Origin of the sequence: Virgisporangium aliadipatigenens, assembly GCF_016863615.1 — a bacterium.
GTDB lineage: Bacteria > Actinomycetota > Actinomycetes > Mycobacteriales > Micromonosporaceae > Virgisporangium > Virgisporangium aliadipatigenens.
This window is the reverse complement of sequence record NZ_BOPF01000007.1, coordinates 92,236-107,610: the sequence shown is the minus strand read 5'-3', so window position 1 is coordinate 107,610 and position 15,375 is coordinate 92,236. Positions and strand designations below refer to the sequence as shown.

The following is a 15,375-nucleotide window of genomic DNA, read 5'->3' as shown; positions in this document are numbered from 1 at the left end:
CGGCGGCGCTGCGCGCAGGATGAAGCGACTCGAACTACGAACCATTTTCGAACCTGGTTCGCTAATCCATGACGTGCGCGAGCCGCGCGACCCCCGGACGTGAGAGAGGTGTCCCAGTGATCATCCGCAGGCTCGGCGGCCTCGTCGTCGCCACGCTCGCGCTGGCGGCGTGCGCGCCGTCGACGGCTCAGCCCGCCGACACCGGCGACGCGAAGACCGGCACCCTGCGGGTGTGGCTCTTCGACGAGGCCGGCCGGGCACCGAAGGAGGCGCTCGTCAACGAGGCCGTCGCCGAGTTCCGGGCCGCGCACAAGGACGTCTCGGTCGACGTCAGCTACCTGGCCACCGACGCCGCGGCCCGCGCCGCGAAGTTCAAGGGCGCCTTCAACGACCCGGCGAGCGCACCGGACGTCACCGAGTTCGGCAGCACCGACCTGGCCGGCTACGTCGCCGCGGGCGGGATGGCCGACATCACGAAGGACATCGACGGCTGGTCGGAGAAGGGCGACGTGCCGGCCGACATGATGAAGACGGTCACCGTCGGCGACAAGGCGTACGGGCTTCCCTGGTGGGTCGGCGTGCGGGCGCTGTACTACCGCACCGACCTGTTCTCCTCGCTGGGGCTCGCCGCCCCGACCTCGTACGCCGAGCTGGTCGAGGCCGCCAAGCGGATCCGGGCGGCGCAGCCGGAGCTGGTCGGCATCACCGTCGGCGGGCAGTACGTCTTCGGGGCGCTGCCGTTCGTCTGGGACGCCGGCGGCGATCTCGCCACGCGGTCGGGCGCGACGTACACGGCGACCGTCAACACGGCCGCCTCGAAGGCCGGCGTCAAGGCGTACACCGACCTCTTCGCGCCCGAGATCTGCCCGGCCCAGCAGTGCGTCGACCTGACCGGCGGCAAGACCGTCTCCACCTTCGCGGCGGGCACCGCGGGCATGGGCATCATCGGCAACTTCAACCGCAGCGCGATCGACGCCGGCCCGGTCAAGGGCAAGTACGCCGTCGTGCCGCTGCCGGGCGCCAAGCCGGGCACCATCGCACCCGCGTTCGCCGGCGGCAACAACCTCGGCGTCATGAAGGCCACCAAGCACCGCACCCTCGCCGTGCAGTTCGCGCAACTGCTGGCCAGCAAGAAGTACCAGCTGAAGCTCTACGACGCGCTCGGCAACCTGCCGACGATGACGTCCGCGCGCGCCGAGGTCGTCGCGAAGGACCCGTTCCTCAAGCCGTTCATGGACACCATCGCCGCCGGAACCCGTTTCGTGCCGGCCGATCCGGCGTGGACCACGATCGACTCGCAGAAGATCGTGATCAACATGCTGCAGAAGATCATCACCGGCAAGGCCACCGTCGACCAGGCGACCGAAGAGGCCAACACGCTGATGAACAACGCGTTCGCGGGCAAGTAGCCGGTGGCCTCCACGGTGCGGGGCGGCAGGAACGGCCACGGCCGGCTGATGCCGCTGTGGCTCCTGCTGCCCACGCTCGCGGTGCTCGTGCCGCTGTTCGCCTACCCCCTGTACCAGCTGGGCCTGCTGTCCACATTGGAGTTCGGCCAGCCGCAGGTGAGCGGCGGGGTGCCCGCGCGGTTCCTGGGCGCCGGCAACTACACGACGCTGCTCACCGACGGCGAGTTCTGGACGGTGCTCGCCCAGACGGTCGGTTTCGCGGCGGCGTGTGTCGTCGCGACGCTCGCCGTCGGGGCGGCCCTCGCTGTGCTGCTGACCCGGGTCGACCGCGTTCCGCGGCTGCTGCTCTCCTTCGCCGCGCTCGCCGCCTGGGCCGCACCCGCGATGACCGGTTCGGTGGTCTGGATGTTCCTGTTCGACACGAACCTCGGCCTCGTCAACGAGGTGCTCGGGCTGTCCGGCTACAACTGGCTCTACGACCGGGACGTGGCGTTCCTGCTGATCGGTGCCGTCGTCGTCTGGCACTCGTTCCCGTTCGTCATGGTGACGCTGTACGCCGGGATCCAGGCCGTGCCCAAGCCCGTGCTCGAGGCCGCGGAACTCGACGGCGCGGGCCCCTGGGTGGCGTGGCGGCGGGTCATCGTGCCGATCCTGCGCCCGATCCTCGCCATCGTGGTGATCCAGTCGATCATCTGGGACTTCAAGGTGTTCACGCAGGTGTACGTGATGACCGGCGGTGGCGGCATCGCCGGGCAGAACATGGTGCTCAACGTGTACGCGTACCAGAAGGCGTTCGCCTCCTCGCAGTACGGGCTGGGCTCCGCGATCGGTGTCGTCACGACCGCGATCCTCGTGGTGGTGACGCTGTTCTACCTGCGCGCGTTGCGCCGCACCGGGGAGGCGTTGTGACCCGCCGCTGGCTGCCGAACACCGCCGCGGCGCTGGCCGCGCTGGTGACGGTCTTCCCCATCTACTGGATGGTCCTCTCGGCGCTCAAGCCGACCGGCGAGATCGAGTCGTCCCGGCCACGCCCGTGGACCTGGCACCCGACGCTCGAACACTTCCGCCACGCGCTCGGCGTCAGCGGGTTCGGCCGGTACTTCCTCAACAGTGCCGTCGTGGCGCTGTGCGTGGTGGCGCTGTCGGCGCTGATCGCGTTCCTCGCCGCGGTGGCGCTGACGAAGTTCCGGTTCCGGTTCCGCACCACCATTCTGGTGCTGTTCCTGATCGCCCAGATGGTGCCGGTGGAGGCGCTCACCATCCCGCTCTTCTTCGAGATGCGTGACCTCGGCCGGGTGGTGCCGGGCGTCGGGCTCAACACGCTCGTGTCGCTGGTGCTGGTGCAGCTGGCGTTCAGCCTGCCGTTCGCGATCTGGATGCTGCGCGGCTTCGTCGCCGCCGTGCCCGACGAGTTGGAGGAGGCCGCGCTCATCGACGGGGCGAGTCGCGGCACCGTCCTGTGGCGCATCCTGTTCCCGCTGGTCGCGCCGGGGCTTGCCGCGACCAGCGTGTTCTCGTTCATCACCGCGTGGAACGACTTCATCTTCGCCAAGACGTTCATCATCAGCGCCACGCAGAACCAGACCCTGCCGGCGGCGCTGCTGGTCTTCTTCAAGCCGGACGAGAACGACTGGGGCGGCATCATGGCGGCCTCGACGCTGATGACGTTCCCCGTGCTGGTGTTCTTCGTGTTCGTACAGCGCCGGCTGGTGTCCGGCCTCGGCGGGGCGGTGAAGGATTGAGCACGCTCCTCCCCCGGCCCGCGACGTTCGTGGCCGGTGCCGGCACGTTCCGCTTCGGCGACGCGACGGCCGTCGCCGCGCCACCGGCCCTCGGCGGCGTCGCCCGCTGGTTGCGCGGCGCACTGTCGCCCCCGACCGGCCTGCCGCTCGCCGCCGGCCCACCGGGCCCGGACACCGTCGCCCTCGAACTCGCCGACGACCTGCCCACCGAGGGCTACCGCCTGCTGGTGCGGCCGGACCGGGTGCGCATCACCGGCGGCGGCCCGGCCGGCGTGTTCCACGGGGCGCAGACCCTGCGGCAGCTCCTCCCGCCGCAGGTCTACCGGCGGGCGTTCGTCGCGGGAACGGCATGGCTCGCGCCGTGCGTCGAGGTGTCCGACGCGCCGCGCTTCGGCTGGCGCGGTGCGATGCTCGACGTCGCCCGGCACTTCATGCCCAAGGCCGACGTGTTGCGCCTCGTCGACCTGCTCGCCGTGCACAAGCTGAACGTCCTGCACCTGCACCTGACCGACGACCAGGGCTGGCGGCTGGAGGTCCGGCGCCGTCCCGAGCTGACCCGGGTCGGGGCCTGGCGGCGGGAGTCGATGCTGGGCACGGCGCGCCACGAACGCTTCGACGGCCGGCCGCACGGCGGCTACTACACGCGGGACGACATCCGCGAGATCGTCGCGTACGCGGCCGAGCGCTTCGTCACCGTCGTTCCCGAGATCGACATCCCGGGTCACTCGCAGGCGGCGATCGCCGCGTACCCGGAACTGGGCAACACCACCGAACCCGTCGAGGTCTCCACCCGCTGGGGCATCTCCCGCCGGGTCCTCAACGTGGCCGACGCGACGATCGCCTTCTACCGCGACGTCTTCGACGAGGTGCTCGACCTGTTCCCCGGCGAGTACATCGGCATCGGCGGCGACGAGTGCCCGAAGGACGAGTGGCGGGCCAGCCCGGCCGCGCAGGAACGCATGCGCGCGCTCGGGCTGCGCGACGAGGACGAGCTGCAGAGCTGGTTCGTCCGGCAGTTCACCGAGTATCTGATCGCGCGCGGCCGGCGGCCCTACGGCTGGGACGACATCCTCGAGGGCGGCCTCGCGGCGGGCGCGACCGTGGCGTCCTGGCGCGGCACCACCGGCGCGGTCACCGCCGCCCGCGCCGGCCATGACGTCGTGCTCTGCCCCGACATGTGGACCTACCTGGACTACCGGCAGTCCGACCGGCCCGACGAGCCCGTGCCCGTCGGGACCGTGCTCGGCGTGGACGACGTCTACGCGTTCGAGCCGATGCCGGCCGGGCTGACCGCGCAGGAACGGGCCCGGGTGCTCGGCGCGCAGTGCAACATCTGGACCGAGCACCTGCCGTCCACCCGCGCGGTCGACTACGCGGCGTTCCCCCGGCTGTGTGCGTTCGCCGAACGGGTCTGGGCGACGGATCGCGACCCCGACTTCCGGCACCGGCTCGCGGCGCACCTCACCCGGCTCGACGCGCTCGGCGTGGAGTACCGCCCCGACGGCGGTCCGCTGCCCTGGCAGACCCGACCCGACGCCCCCGGTTTTCCCAAGAGCCGTGCGACGCGCGAGGCGGAGATCGCCGCGATGACGCGGTACACCTGAGCGGCGTCAGTCCTCCCCCACCTCCGCGCGGATCTCCGCGGCCTCGTCGTCGCGGCCGAGGCCCTCGTACGTCTCGGCGAGGGTGAGCCGGTACAGGTCGGTCGGCCGGACGTCGAGGGCCTCCTCGATGACCGGCAGCGCCTCCGCCCACCGCCCGGCCACGCCGAGCGCGTACGCGTAGTTGTTGAGCAGCCGGGCCAGTTCCTCCCGGTCGTTGTCGGTGTTGAAGGTGGCGAAGAGCTCGCTGATGTCGTCCTCGGTGCACCGGTCCCAGTCGGTCGTCCCGGCCTGCCACCGCAGAAGGTCGACGGCGGCACCCATCGCGCGCAGCCCCAACTCCGGCAGGCCGAACCTCTCCGCCAGGTCGTCGGCCGCCCGCTCGAGCCGTTCGGCGAGGTGCCGGGGCACCGATGCCTCTGGTCCGCCGTGGTTGCTCTCCATGGTCAGATGCTCGTCGAACAGGAGCATGCTCCGCCGCGGATCCACCGACACGCCGGCTTTCGACACGGCTGGCACGAGTTCGGCGAGCGAGTAGGTCAGCGTCGATCGTGGCACCTGGGTCTGCTGGGCGAGGCGGCCGTACAGGCACTGCACCGCCGCGAGCGTCGCGATCCACTGCTCCTGCGCCACCAGGCGCAGCTCGCGCAGTGCCAGCACGAGTTCCACGTAGGTGCGCAGCGTCGCGCCCATCGGGTTCTCCTCGGGCAGGCCCCCGACGTACCGGTCGGCGAGCGCGTTCGCCTCGGCGCGGGCGGCCGCTGCCCGGTCGGCGTCCGCGAGCGGATGCAGAGCGAGGGTCAGCAGCGCGAACAGCAGCGGAATCCGCGTCGCGGGCATTTCGGGGCCGAGGCGGTGCAGGTCGACCAGGCCGGACAGGAGGATGCGTGCCTCGTCGGCCCGGCCGGCGAGCGCGGCGGCGTGGGCACGGTCGGCCAGGCCGCTCGCCACGCTGAACACGTCGAGATCGGTGACGGGGGTCGGCCAGTTCCGCATCGACTTCTGCCAGTGCGAGACGGTCCCGGCGACCGGCCTCGGCCGGTACTCCTCGCGTTCCGGCCAGCCGGCGTAGCCGTAGTCCTCCGGCCCGACCATGCGGTGCAGGAGCGCGCCGAGCGTGTACGCCAGCGCCCCGAACGGCTGGTCGTCGCCGATCGCGGCGTGGATCTCGCGGGCGGCGTTCAGCGCGTCGTGCCGGTAGGCAGCCGGCCCGTCGAGGTCGCGCAGCATCGCCACGGTCCGCGTGAGGGTGGTGATGTACGGCGTCGCGCGATGCTCGGGGCCGGCCGCGTCGGTGATCCGTTCGGCCGCGCGCATCAGGTCGTCGGTGGTGACGTCGGGCCGGTCGAACAGTTCCAGCAGGCTCATGCGGACTTCGTTCCCTTCACCAGAGCGGCGTCGAGGTGGTCGTCGAGCGGGATGCGGGTCGCCGCGCCGGGGCGGGCGGCGAGGAGTTCGCGCCGCTCGGGATCCCACGCGAACGCGGTCGTCCCCGCGGGCACCGGCGGCGTGGCCGCGTGCCGCCACTCCCCCTTGCCCCGGTACGCGAACACGGCGCCGCCCCGCACGCAGAACACCTGCCCGCTCGGCGCGTCGAAGGCCAGCAGCGCCACCGGCGACGCCGCGTCGACGGGCCCGCCGTCGCCGAAGCGCGACGCGTGGGCCCGCCAGCGGGCGCCGTCGAACTCGCTCGTGCGCGTCGGTGCCCGTTCGCCGGCCGGGGTCACCACCCAGACGTTCCGGGTCGGGTCGTGCACGATCGCGGCGTCGGCCAGCGCCGGTGGGCTGCCGGCCGGGTCCGGCGCGGTCCAGCTGCCGGCGAAGGTGGTGGCGTCGAAGAGCCACGTGTCGGTGAGTCGCGTCGCCCGGCCGCCGCCGTCGGCGATGCCGCCGAAGAGCAGCATCCGCCCGGCGCCGTCGCTGCCGAGGTTGGTGTTCTTTCGCCGGGGGAACGCGGGCGCCGGCGCGAACGGGAACGTGCCGTCCCGGATCATCCGCCCGTCGCCGGTGAGCGTGTACTGGCCGGTGGCGTCGCTCAGGTGGGCGATGCCCGGCGGGACCGGCGTCGCCGGTACCAGCGCGTCGCCGTCGACCGCGAACAGCGCCGGCGGCTGCTTCTCGACCAGCGCCCGCAGGAAGTGCGAACGGCTGAAGAAACGCACCGGCCCGCAGGTGCTGCCGGCGTGCGGCTTCGTCACCGGCGGCCCGGCCGCGACAATGCGCGTGCCGTCGAAGCGGCCGAGCGTGTGCTGCGCCCGCCCGGTGCCGAACCAGGGCCCGTACACCCACGTCTCGCGCCGTTCGGGGTCGCGGGCGAGGCCGCCGAACGCCATGACACCGGCGCCGTCGTGCTCCCGCCAGCCGTCGTCGCCGAGCGTGAAGCACTGCACGGTCGGCTGCCAGGAGCCGCCCTGCTGCTGCACCAGCAGGAGCGCGCCGTCCCGCGGGGCCTGTGCGGTGTACGCCGGCCGCCACAACGTCAGCGGCGGCCGGCCGTACGGGTGCCAGTTCGCGCCGTCCCAGCCGTAGGTGCCGGTCTCGTCGACGAACACGGCCTGCCCGAGGCGTGCGTCCCACCCGGCGGCGATGTCCCATCCGGTGGCCTCGGGCAGCGGGGTGCCGGCGTCGCGCCACACGCCGTCGGTCGCCAGTTCCCGCACGGTGAGGCCGCCGCGATCGAGGCGCTCCCGGGACAGTTCGGCCGACCTGTCGGTGGTGCCGGCGAAGTGCACCAGCACGCCGCGCCGCTCGTCGTACACGAACGCGTCGCCGCGGGCGGTGCGGATGCCGTTCTCCTGCGGCAACAACGTGAACGCCTTGCCGTCGAAGGCGCCCAGCGCCAGGCCCGAACCGGGCGGGGTGTGCGAGTACGTGGCGAGCAGCCACACCGGTTGCCGGCGGGCGGTGTCGAAGTAGAGGCCGCTCGCGTTCAGGTAGAGATCGCCGTAGCCGGCCGGGATGTCGAGGTCGGCGCGGGCGAAGAGGCGTTCACCGGCGCCGTCGCGTCCGATCGCCCAGATCTGGAACCGGGGGTCGAACAGCCACAGCCGGTCCTCCCCCGGGTGCCACATGAGATGGTGCGGATCGCTTGTCGCAAAAGGCATCGGTAGCACTCGCGGCATCGTAGAGACACCGATCAACCCGTCATCCCGGGCGGCGGTGTCCCGCGCACGTGCCGCCGGCGGCGTCGGCGGACACCCCGTCCGGACAGGTGGCCCCCGCCCAGCGCACCCCCGCGATGGACGCACCGGTCAGGTCCGCTCCGGTCAGGTCCGCGCCGCTGAGATCGGCGTTGTCCAGGCGGGCGTTGCGCAGGTCCGCGTCGCGCAGCACCGCCCCGGACAGCCGCGCCCCGCGCAGGTCCGCGGCCGGCGCGGCGGCCGGCGGGTTGGCGGCCCAGGTGAAGCCGACGACGCAGACCGCCGTCACGGCCGCGGCGGCGGCGAGCTGCCGGATACCGCGGGCGAACCGCGCCTTGAGGGTCTCGTGCGTGGCCATCTGCTCGACGGCGTCGACGCGCAGGTCCAGGTTGGCGATGTCGGCCAGCACGGCGTCGCGGTCGGCGGCCGTCCCGAGCGCCCCGATCAGGCGGTCGCGTTCGGCCTCCAGCTCGGCCGGGTCCGCGAAGCCCTGCAGATACTTCGGATGCCGCCGGAAGAAGCGGGCCGCCGGCGCGCGCGGGTCGTCCCACTCGTCCTTCAGATCCGCCAACAGCACATTCACGGGAACGAGGATCCGCACCGCCACCCACATCGCCGACACGATCGCGGTGAGCGCCACCGCCGCGCCGGCGATCGCGATCCACAGCCGCGCGTGCGCCACATCCGTGGGCCAGTCCAGCGGCAGCCGCCCGATCGTGGTGAACTGGCTGCCGGCCACGAGCGCCGCCCCGACGGCCGCGGCGCTGCCGACGAACCACTTGGCGGCCTCGCGGAGGCGTTCGTTGGCGCGCTCGATCGGGTCGACCGGGGCGGCCGCGGGATCAGTCACCGTGCAGCCGGGGTTTCGTGACGACGATCGGCGGCAACGGGCGCAGCCGCGGATCGGTCGAACTCACGTCGCCGAAGCCGACGACCCGCGTGGTGAGCGGCGCCGACGACAGATCGACCTGGCCCACCCCGTAGAACGCGAAGACGGCCGCCACCTCGCCGACCGACAGCCGCTGATCGGGACCGACCGACGGGCCACGGCGAACGAGCCCCGCCGGATACGGCACCGCCCCGTCGGACAGGCCGGACAGCGGCAGGACCCGCAGGATGCCGTCGACGTCCAGCTCGATCACGGCGACCGTCCCGTCGGCGGTGGTGTGCACCGCGGCGATCTCTCCGAGCGGCACACCGTCGCCCGACCGAACGGGTGCGCCGATCAACTCGTGCGGCTGACGTTCACCTATCCCCATCGCGGCGCATCTGGTAGAACCGGTTCCATTCGCAGTGGCGAGGTGTGCGTGACGGTCACGAATCCGATTCTTTACGTCGAGGAGCTTCGTCGCTACCCGCTCCGGCCCCGCCGGTCGCCCGTTCCGGGGACGACGATGGTCTTTCGTAGCCGTCGGGGTCGGCTGTTGCACCCCGCGGGCGGCTACACCAGCGGCGAACTCTGGTGGCGCGGCCCACGCGTCGCCTACGAGGTCGACATCACCAGCCATCCGCTGCACTGCCGATGGTCGTTGGGCGCCGCCGAACCGGGTGGCCCGTGCACCGTCGTCGTGCACGGCACCTGGTCGGTCGGGTCGCCGGTGGACGTGGTGGCCAACCGGATCACCGACTCGCCGGGCACCGTCCTGGAACGGCTGCGCGAGGAGGCGCACCGGGTCGCCCGCGAATCCGGGCACGACGGTGCGCTCGGCTGGGACACGGCCACCCTTCGGATGTTCCCCCGGAAGATCCTGGTGAAGGGGATCGAGGTCGAGGTTTCCGACGTGGCGGTGCGCCCACGGCGCCCGGACGAGGGCACGGACCTCAGCGTGCGGGAGATCGTCGACCTGCTCCTGGACGCCGACGACGACGCGGCCACCCGCTGGCGGCACGACAGCGACCTGGTGCGGGCCGTGCGCAGCGTCCTGGAGCACCCGGACGGCGTCCCGGCGGAGGAACGGGACGCGGTGCTGGCCGAGGCGGTGCGCCGGCTGGACCGCCTCGTGGCACGCATCGGCGAACTCCTCCCGCGCGGCTGATGGAGCAGGTGGACCGGCTTCTGCGGGAGCTGCAGGACGGGCTGTCGTCGATCGCGCCGCACCTCGGCCCGATCGTGGCGCTACCGATCCTGGTGCTCGTGACCTTCGTCGTCGCGCGCCGGGGACTGGCCACCGTCTTCTACCTCGGCCGGCTCGTCGTCGTCCCCGCCGCCGTCGGCCTGGCCGGGCTGGTCGGCCTGTGCGTGCTGACGCTCGACGTCGTCGTCGCGGGCGTCTTCCGGCTCTTCGGTCGCGTCCCGCCCGCGTTCGCCTACGCCGCCGGGGACCTCGCCGCCGGCGGGACGCTGCGGGTGCAGCGCGGGATCCGGTGGACCGTCAACCGGCCCGGGCACCGGCGGGAGCCGCCCGCGATCGTGTCGCGGCTCGTCGCGGTCGGGCTGATCTGGTGGTGGAACGTCGGGTACTGCGACCGGGGCGGCGGGGACGGGTGCCGCAGCCCGCTGGCGGCCTGGCTGCACTTCATCGACACGCTCCTCGCCGACCCGTGGCTGTGAGCCCTCCTGTCGTATCCGCGCGAGTCTCTTTCGCGCGAGCCATACCCGCGCCCTCGCCCAGCGCCGGTCCTTCCTGCGCTCGAGCCGCACCCGCCAGAACAACTCGCGCCCGAGCAGGCGCTCGACCAGCCGCCCGATCCGCTCCTGCCAGGCGTCGCCGGTGCGGGCCGCCCACAGCGCCGGCCCGCCGAGCAGGTCGGCCGGCGACGACCCGGCCTCCCGCCGCATCCGCCGCACCTCCACGCGCGCCCGTTCCCATCCGTCGAAGTACCGCCCGAGCAGCACGGCCACCTGCCGCCGCAACACCCGCGGGTGCCCGGGGTCCGCGAGGAACTCCTCGAGGAACAGCCGGTTCCGCGCGGTCGCGGCCCCGATCCGCGCCGCGAGCACGTTGATCGCCTCGCTCCGCAACGCGAGGTTCGCCTCCGGGTCCAGGGCCCAGCGGCGCAGCTGTTCGTCGGAGCCGACCAGTTCGTCCATCCGGCGGAACAGGTAGATCGACAGCACCCGGTTGGCGGCGGACTCCGCGCGGTCCTCGGCGAGCACGTCCATCGCCCGGCGCATCAGGTCCGGGCGGGTGGGCCGCAGGTGGCGCGCCATCCGCACGCGCTGCGGCCAGGTGAACGTCCGGTCGCGCATCACCGCGTCGACCAGTTCGCCGGTGCCGTCGGGGTCGGCGCGGGCGGCGACCACCAGCGCGCGGCCGAGCAGGTCGACGTAGCCGTGGTGGCTCTCGCCCAGGATCGCCGCCGTCTCGGAGTCCGACCGGCGGGCGGTCCAGCTGCCGCTGGCGAAGCGCAGCCCCTCGGCGTGCCGGCCGGCGGCCCGCCAGTCGTACTCGTCGACGCCGGCCGCCTCCAGGACGACGAAGAGGACGTCGAGGGCGCGGATGCGTTCGGGGAGCGGGCGGTGGGCGTCGGCGGCGCGGCGGACGACGGCGGTGATGGCGGCCGGCAGTTCGCCGAGGCCGGCCAGCAGGATCAGCGCGCGGTTGCGCACCGCCTCGTCGGCGACGGTCTCCACCGCCTGGGCGAGGCGCTGCACGGCGTGCGGGCGTTCCCGGTCGCCGCCGACGTCGGCGAGGGTGCGCTGCGCCCAGAGCCGGTCGTCGTTGCCGCAGGGTTCCTCGTAGGCCATGCCGATCAGCGCCGCGAGGCCCGCGCGGACCGCCTCGGCGTCGCCGTGCGTCACCAGCACGCGGGCCGTTTCCGCGCGGATCATCACCGCCACCCGCCGGTCGCCGGCGAGCCGGCGCAGCGCCGTCGGGTCGCTCGCGCGCAGGGCCGTGGCGCGCAGCAGGTGGTTGAGCACGTCGAGGGTGCCGTCGGCGATGCCGCGCAGCTGCGGGACGCCGTCGATCACCGCCGCCAGGACCGCGTCGGCGTGCGGACCGACGAGCGCGCCGCCGTCCTCGATCACCGCCGCCAGGCCGTCGACCGCCGTGCGCGGCCGGCCGCGCAGCAGGTCCCGGACCACCGGCACCGGGTCGTTCCCGCTCCGGGCCCAACGACCGAGGACGAAGAGCGAGTAGCTGTCCGCGCCGTTCTCGCGCACCCGGTCGGTCCAGCCGTTGCGGTCGAACGTCGTCGCGGCCCCGCGCGCCGCCAGGTACTCCGCGATGCTCTGGTGGGTGAACGCGAGGCTGTGCCCGCCGGCGTCCACGACGAGGCCGGTGCTCAGCAGCAGTTCGCGCACGTGCTCCTCGCGCACGGCGAGGTCGGGGAGGTGTTCGCGCAGCCACTCGAGGGCCAGTTCGGTCAGCGGCCGCCGGTCGCCTTTCAGGGCGCGCAGGGCGGCCCCGGCCAGGGCGGCGTCGCGCTGGTCGAGCAGCCGATCGGTGGCGCCGATGGGCGCGTCCACCAGTTCGGCGAAGCTGGCCACGAGGTCCCGCCGGCTGCGCCCGCCCGGTCGCCGGCCGGTCAGCGACACCCGCACGAACTCCTCGTACAGCCCGGTGCGGTCGATCGGCAGCCGGTCGCGCGGGCGTTCCTCGAAGACGACGGCCGCGATGGTGGCCAGCAACGGCACCCGCACCAGCGGCCCGATCCCGCTCGCGGCCACCCCGGCGAGGAACTCCTGCGGCGGTGTCCGCGACGCCGGCATGCCCGGCGGGCGGAACCAGTTCTCCGCGAAGCGCGCCACGGCCGCCTCGTCGAACGGGTGCAGGACGTACTCCCCCAGCCGGTCGGCGTCCTGCCCGTGCTCGGCGAGGCTGGCGCGCAGCCGGTCGAACTCCGCCACCGCCAGCCGCCGGCTCGTCACCAGGAAGCGCACGGTCGTCCCGTACTCGGCCACCCGCGCGGCGAGAACGTCCAACAGCCGCCGCCGCTCGTGCGCGTCGAGCACCTCGTCGAGCCCGTCGACCATGACGAGCCACTGCGCGCCTTCCGTCGGCGGCGCCCGGAACATCGCCGGGGCCACCTCCTGCTCGAGGAACCCGGCCAGTTCGCGGTTGACCGCCGAGGCCATCGCCTCCACCCAACCGCGCCGGGTGAGCAGGTCGACGGCGGCCGCGCGAACGGCGACGACGGGGCCGAGGTCGGGTTCGTCGCCGGTGCTCCCGTCGGCGGCCAGCCACCAGGCGGCGCACTCGTGGGCCAGCTGCAGCAGCAGCGTCGACTTGCCGCCGCCGGGTGGTCCGACCATCAAGGCGTTGCGGTGCTTGCGCACCATCTCGTGCGGCGTGATCAGCGGCGCCACCTCCGGCACCAGCAGCCCGGGCCCGGACGCCTCCGGTGCCGGCCGCTGTCCCTGGGCGCGCTGTTCGACGTAGACGGTCGTGAGGTCCGGCGTCGGCCGGCCGGTCAGCGGCGCGATCCGGTACGGGAACCGCCGGGCCACGGCCCGCTGCGCCCGCAGGAGCGTGTGCAACGGGTGGCCGGGCTCGGGCCGGGTGAGCTTCGGCCCGGTGCGCGGTCCCCGGTCGATGACGGCCCGGTTCGTCCGCCACACCTCCTGCAGGGCGGTTCCGGGCACCACGAACGCCCCCTCCACGTCCCGGGTGCTGCCGGCCTTGACCATGCCCCGCACATGGCCGGTGTCGAGGTCGACGACCGGGGCGCCGCTGAGCCCCGGGGCGATGTTCCCCGGGGTCACCTTGAGGTAGCGGGAGGCCTCACCGATCACCGTCAGCACGGTGGAGTCGCCGGCCACGCCGGCGTCGGGCGTGTACATGCTGAACCCGAACGCCTGCAGCACGGCTCCCGCCGCCGGTCGCACGTCGTCGAAGTACGGGAACGGGTGGTCGAACGCGGCGGTGACCCGGATGAAGGCCACGTCGGGAAACGAGTGGAAGGCGCTCTTCGTCTCGACGGCCGGCGCGCGCACCAGAACGGTCCCGAGCGACTCGTGGCCGACCCACCGGATCAGGACCTCGCCGCGCCCGAGCACGACGTGGGCGCAGGTCGCCACCGTCTGCGGGGCGACGAAGAAGCCGCTGCCGAGGAACGCCGAGCCGGACCAGACCTGGACCGCGCACATCTGTGCGTACTCCACGGCCGAGCCCGGCGAGATACCCACGGCTCATGCTATCGACGCGGCGTCAGTCTCCGATGACCGCGAGGAAGGCCCTGGCGATGACCGCGTGTCCCGGCAGGTTGGGGTGGATCCGGTCGTCCGCCCAGTCGCTGCCCGTCGAGTGTTCGAGCACGCGGTCGAACGCCTCCTGCGTGCGCACGTGCCGCGCGCCGAACTCCTCGGCGAGGCCGGCCACGACGGCCGCGTACCGGGCGGTCTCGGCGCGCTGCGGCTCCTCGCGGTCGGCCTCGATGACGTAGGGGTCGGCGAGGATGAGCCGGCATCCCGTGGCGTCCACGGCCCGCCGCAGCAACTGCCGCAGGGTGCGTTCGTACTCGTCGATCGGAACGGCCTCGTCGGGCAGACCGGCGAAGGTGCGCCACACGTCGTTGATGCCGATCTTGACGGAGAGCCAGTCGGGGCGCAGCTCCACGACGTCGCGTTCCCAGCGCTCGGCCAGGTGCCGCACCGTGTCGCCGCCGATGCCCCGGTTGGTCCACGTCAGGTGCAGATCCGGCCGTCCCGCCGTCACGAACGCCCGCACCAGGCTCATGTAGCCGTCCCCGTAGGGCGCGGCGGCGTCGCGGCGCCCGCAGTCGGTGATGCTGTCGCCGATGAACAGGACGTGCTGGCCGCTGTCGAAGATCACGGCTCAACCTATCTGTCCGCCGGACGGTCGAACCAATCAGCCGAAAGTGCCGACACGCGACAACCGTTCGGGTGACCATGGGTGCGGTCCAGAACTTCTCGTAAAGGACATCCTTCATGAACCGCACGTACCGCCGCATCATCCTGCCCGCCGTCGCGGCGACCGCCGCCGCACTGGTCATCACCGCTGCCGCGGCCGCGACCGCCCGGGTGCCGGCCGACGCCGCGACCGCCCCGAGGGCGCTGCCGAGCGACGACGTGTCGGCCTCCGCCTCGGAATCCGCGTCGGCCTCGGCGTCGGCATCCGCCTCCCGCTCCGCGTCGGCCTCGGCGTCCCGTTCGGCCGCCTCGGCCAGCCCCACCGCGTCGCCGACCGACTGGGAGTGGCCGGTCCCGACCGACCTGCCGACCTTCCCGCTGCCCACCCTGACGCCGAGCGCCGCACCCAGTTCGGTGCCGTCGGGTGAGGCCGTCATCGTCTACGAGGTCGAGGGCGACGGCCGGGCGAAGATCCAGTACACCGACCCCGAGTCGCAGGTGAAGGAAGAGGCGGACGTCGTCCTGCCGTGGCGCATCCAGTTCCCGCGCGAGGGCGTCCTCATGCAGGTCATGGCGCGCCGGCTGAGCACCGAGGACGGCTCGGTCAGCTGCACGATCAAGCGGATGGACACCGTCGAGACGACCAGCACGGCGAACGGCCCGCAGGCCCGCGTCGGCTGCGTGCTCACCTGAGCCGCACTCCGTTCACAGGCACCCTGGCCCGGACCC

The 15,375-nt window shown here is 73.2% G+C and carries 12 protein-coding genes; 6 read left to right on the top strand and 6 right to left on the bottom strand.

Annotation, left to right across the window (positions count from 1 at the left end; all coding sequences use genetic code 11):
• Positions 1 to 116: 116 nt before the first annotated feature.
• From Val02_RS11145 to Val02_RS11130, 4 genes are read left to right on the top strand one after another with little or no spacing between them, the layout of a single operon-like run.
• A complete protein-coding gene (locus Val02_RS11145) occupies positions 117 to 1,409 on the top strand; it encodes an extracellular solute-binding protein (RefSeq protein ID WP_239152707.1) in 1,293 nt (430 codons plus the stop codon).
• Positions 1,410 to 1,412: 3 nt separating this feature from the next.
• Positions 1,413 to 2,318, top strand: a complete 906-nt coding sequence (locus tag Val02_RS11140) for a carbohydrate ABC transporter permease (protein WP_239152705.1) — start codon at positions 1,413 to 1,415, stop codon at positions 2,316 to 2,318.
• Positions 2,315 to 3,151, top strand: coding sequence for a carbohydrate ABC transporter permease (locus Val02_RS11135; protein WP_239152703.1), 837 nt, complete (start codon positions 2,315 to 2,317; stop codon positions 3,149 to 3,151). Before Val02_RS11140 ends, Val02_RS11135 begins: the two co-directional genes overlap by 4 nt.
• On the top strand, positions 3,148 to 4,755 hold the full coding sequence (locus tag Val02_RS11130) for a beta-N-acetylhexosaminidase (RefSeq protein ID WP_203898906.1): 1,608 nt from the start codon (positions 3,148 to 3,150) through the stop codon (positions 4,753 to 4,755). Before Val02_RS11135 ends, Val02_RS11130 begins: the two co-directional genes overlap by 4 nt.
• Positions 4,756 to 4,761: 6 nt before the next feature.
• Here the strand turns inward: Val02_RS11130 and Val02_RS11125 are convergent, their stop codons facing one another.
• The 4 genes from Val02_RS11125 to Val02_RS11110 are packed head-to-tail and all read right to left on the bottom strand — an operon-like array spanning position 4,762 to position 9,151.
• Positions 4,762 to 6,120 (bottom strand): tetratricopeptide repeat protein, encoded by a 1,359-nt coding sequence (locus Val02_RS11125; protein ID WP_203898905.1) that lies wholly within the window; start codon positions 6,118 to 6,120, stop codon positions 4,762 to 4,764.
• Positions 6,117 to 7,856 carry a hypothetical protein gene (locus Val02_RS11120; RefSeq protein ID WP_203898904.1) on the bottom strand — a complete coding sequence of 580 codons (1,740 nt, stop codon included), beginning with the start codon at positions 7,854 to 7,856 and terminating at the stop codon, positions 6,117 to 6,119. The genes Val02_RS11125 and Val02_RS11120 overlap by 4 nt, the downstream gene beginning before the upstream one ends.
• A 40-nt stretch (positions 7,857 to 7,896) precedes the next feature.
• Positions 7,897 to 8,742 (bottom strand): pentapeptide repeat-containing protein, encoded by an 846-nt coding sequence (locus Val02_RS11115; RefSeq protein WP_239152701.1) that lies wholly within the window; start codon positions 8,740 to 8,742, stop codon positions 7,897 to 7,899.
• Positions 8,735 to 9,151, bottom strand: a complete 417-nt coding sequence (locus tag Val02_RS11110; RefSeq protein WP_203898903.1) for a PRC-barrel domain-containing protein — start codon at positions 9,149 to 9,151, stop codon at positions 8,735 to 8,737. The genes Val02_RS11115 and Val02_RS11110 overlap by 8 nt, the downstream gene beginning before the upstream one ends.
• Positions 9,152 to 9,286: 135 nt before the next feature.
• Here Val02_RS11110 and Val02_RS11105 point away from each other — a divergent pair, with 135 nt between their 5' ends.
• Positions 9,287 to 9,928: a hypothetical protein gene (locus tag Val02_RS11105; RefSeq protein WP_203898902.1), complete on the top strand. Its 642-nt coding sequence runs from the start codon at positions 9,287 to 9,289 to the stop codon at positions 9,926 to 9,928.
• Positions 9,929 to 10,008: 80 nt separating this feature from the next.
• On the opposite strand, the gene Val02_RS11100 is transcribed toward Val02_RS11105, so the two are convergent.
• Positions 10,009 to 13,962: a serine protease gene (locus tag Val02_RS11100; RefSeq protein WP_203898901.1), complete on the bottom strand. Its 3,954-nt coding sequence runs from the start codon at positions 13,960 to 13,962 to the stop codon at positions 10,009 to 10,011.
• A gap of 22 nt (positions 13,963 to 13,984) precedes the next feature.
• Complete coding sequence (locus Val02_RS11095; RefSeq protein ID WP_203898900.1) at positions 13,985 to 14,608, bottom strand: SGNH/GDSL hydrolase family protein; 624 nt, start codon at positions 14,606 to 14,608, stop codon at positions 13,985 to 13,987.
• A gap of 116 nt (positions 14,609 to 14,724) precedes the next feature.
• On the opposite strand from Val02_RS11095, the gene Val02_RS11090 reads away from it, so the two are divergent.
• The gene (locus Val02_RS11090) at positions 14,725 to 15,339 is read left to right on the top strand and encodes an MmpS family transport accessory protein (RefSeq protein WP_203898899.1); all 615 of its coding nucleotides are present in this window, start codon (positions 14,725 to 14,727) and stop codon (positions 15,337 to 15,339) included.
• Positions 15,340 to 15,375: the final 36 nt, after the last annotated feature.

What these genes read in the sequence shown, in the direction of transcription:
- Val02_RS11125 (WP_203898905.1), bottom strand. Translation starts at nt 6,120, where the DNA reads ATGAGCCTGCTGGAACTGTTCGACCGGCCCGACGTCACCACCGACGAC.
- Val02_RS11120 (WP_203898904.1), bottom strand. Translation starts at nt 7,856, where the DNA reads ATGCCTTTTGCGACAAGCGATCCGCACCATCTCATGTGGCACCCGGGG.
- Val02_RS11110 (WP_203898903.1), bottom strand. Translation starts at nt 9,151, where the DNA reads ATGGGGATAGGTGAACGTCAGCCGCACGAGTTGATCGGCGCACCCGTT.
- Val02_RS11105 (WP_203898902.1), top strand. Translation starts at nt 9,287, where the DNA reads ATGGTCTTTCGTAGCCGTCGGGGTCGGCTGTTGCACCCCGCGGGCGGC.
- Val02_RS11090 (WP_203898899.1), top strand. Translation starts at nt 14,725, where the DNA reads ATGAACCGCACGTACCGCCGCATCATCCTGCCCGCCGTCGCGGCGACC.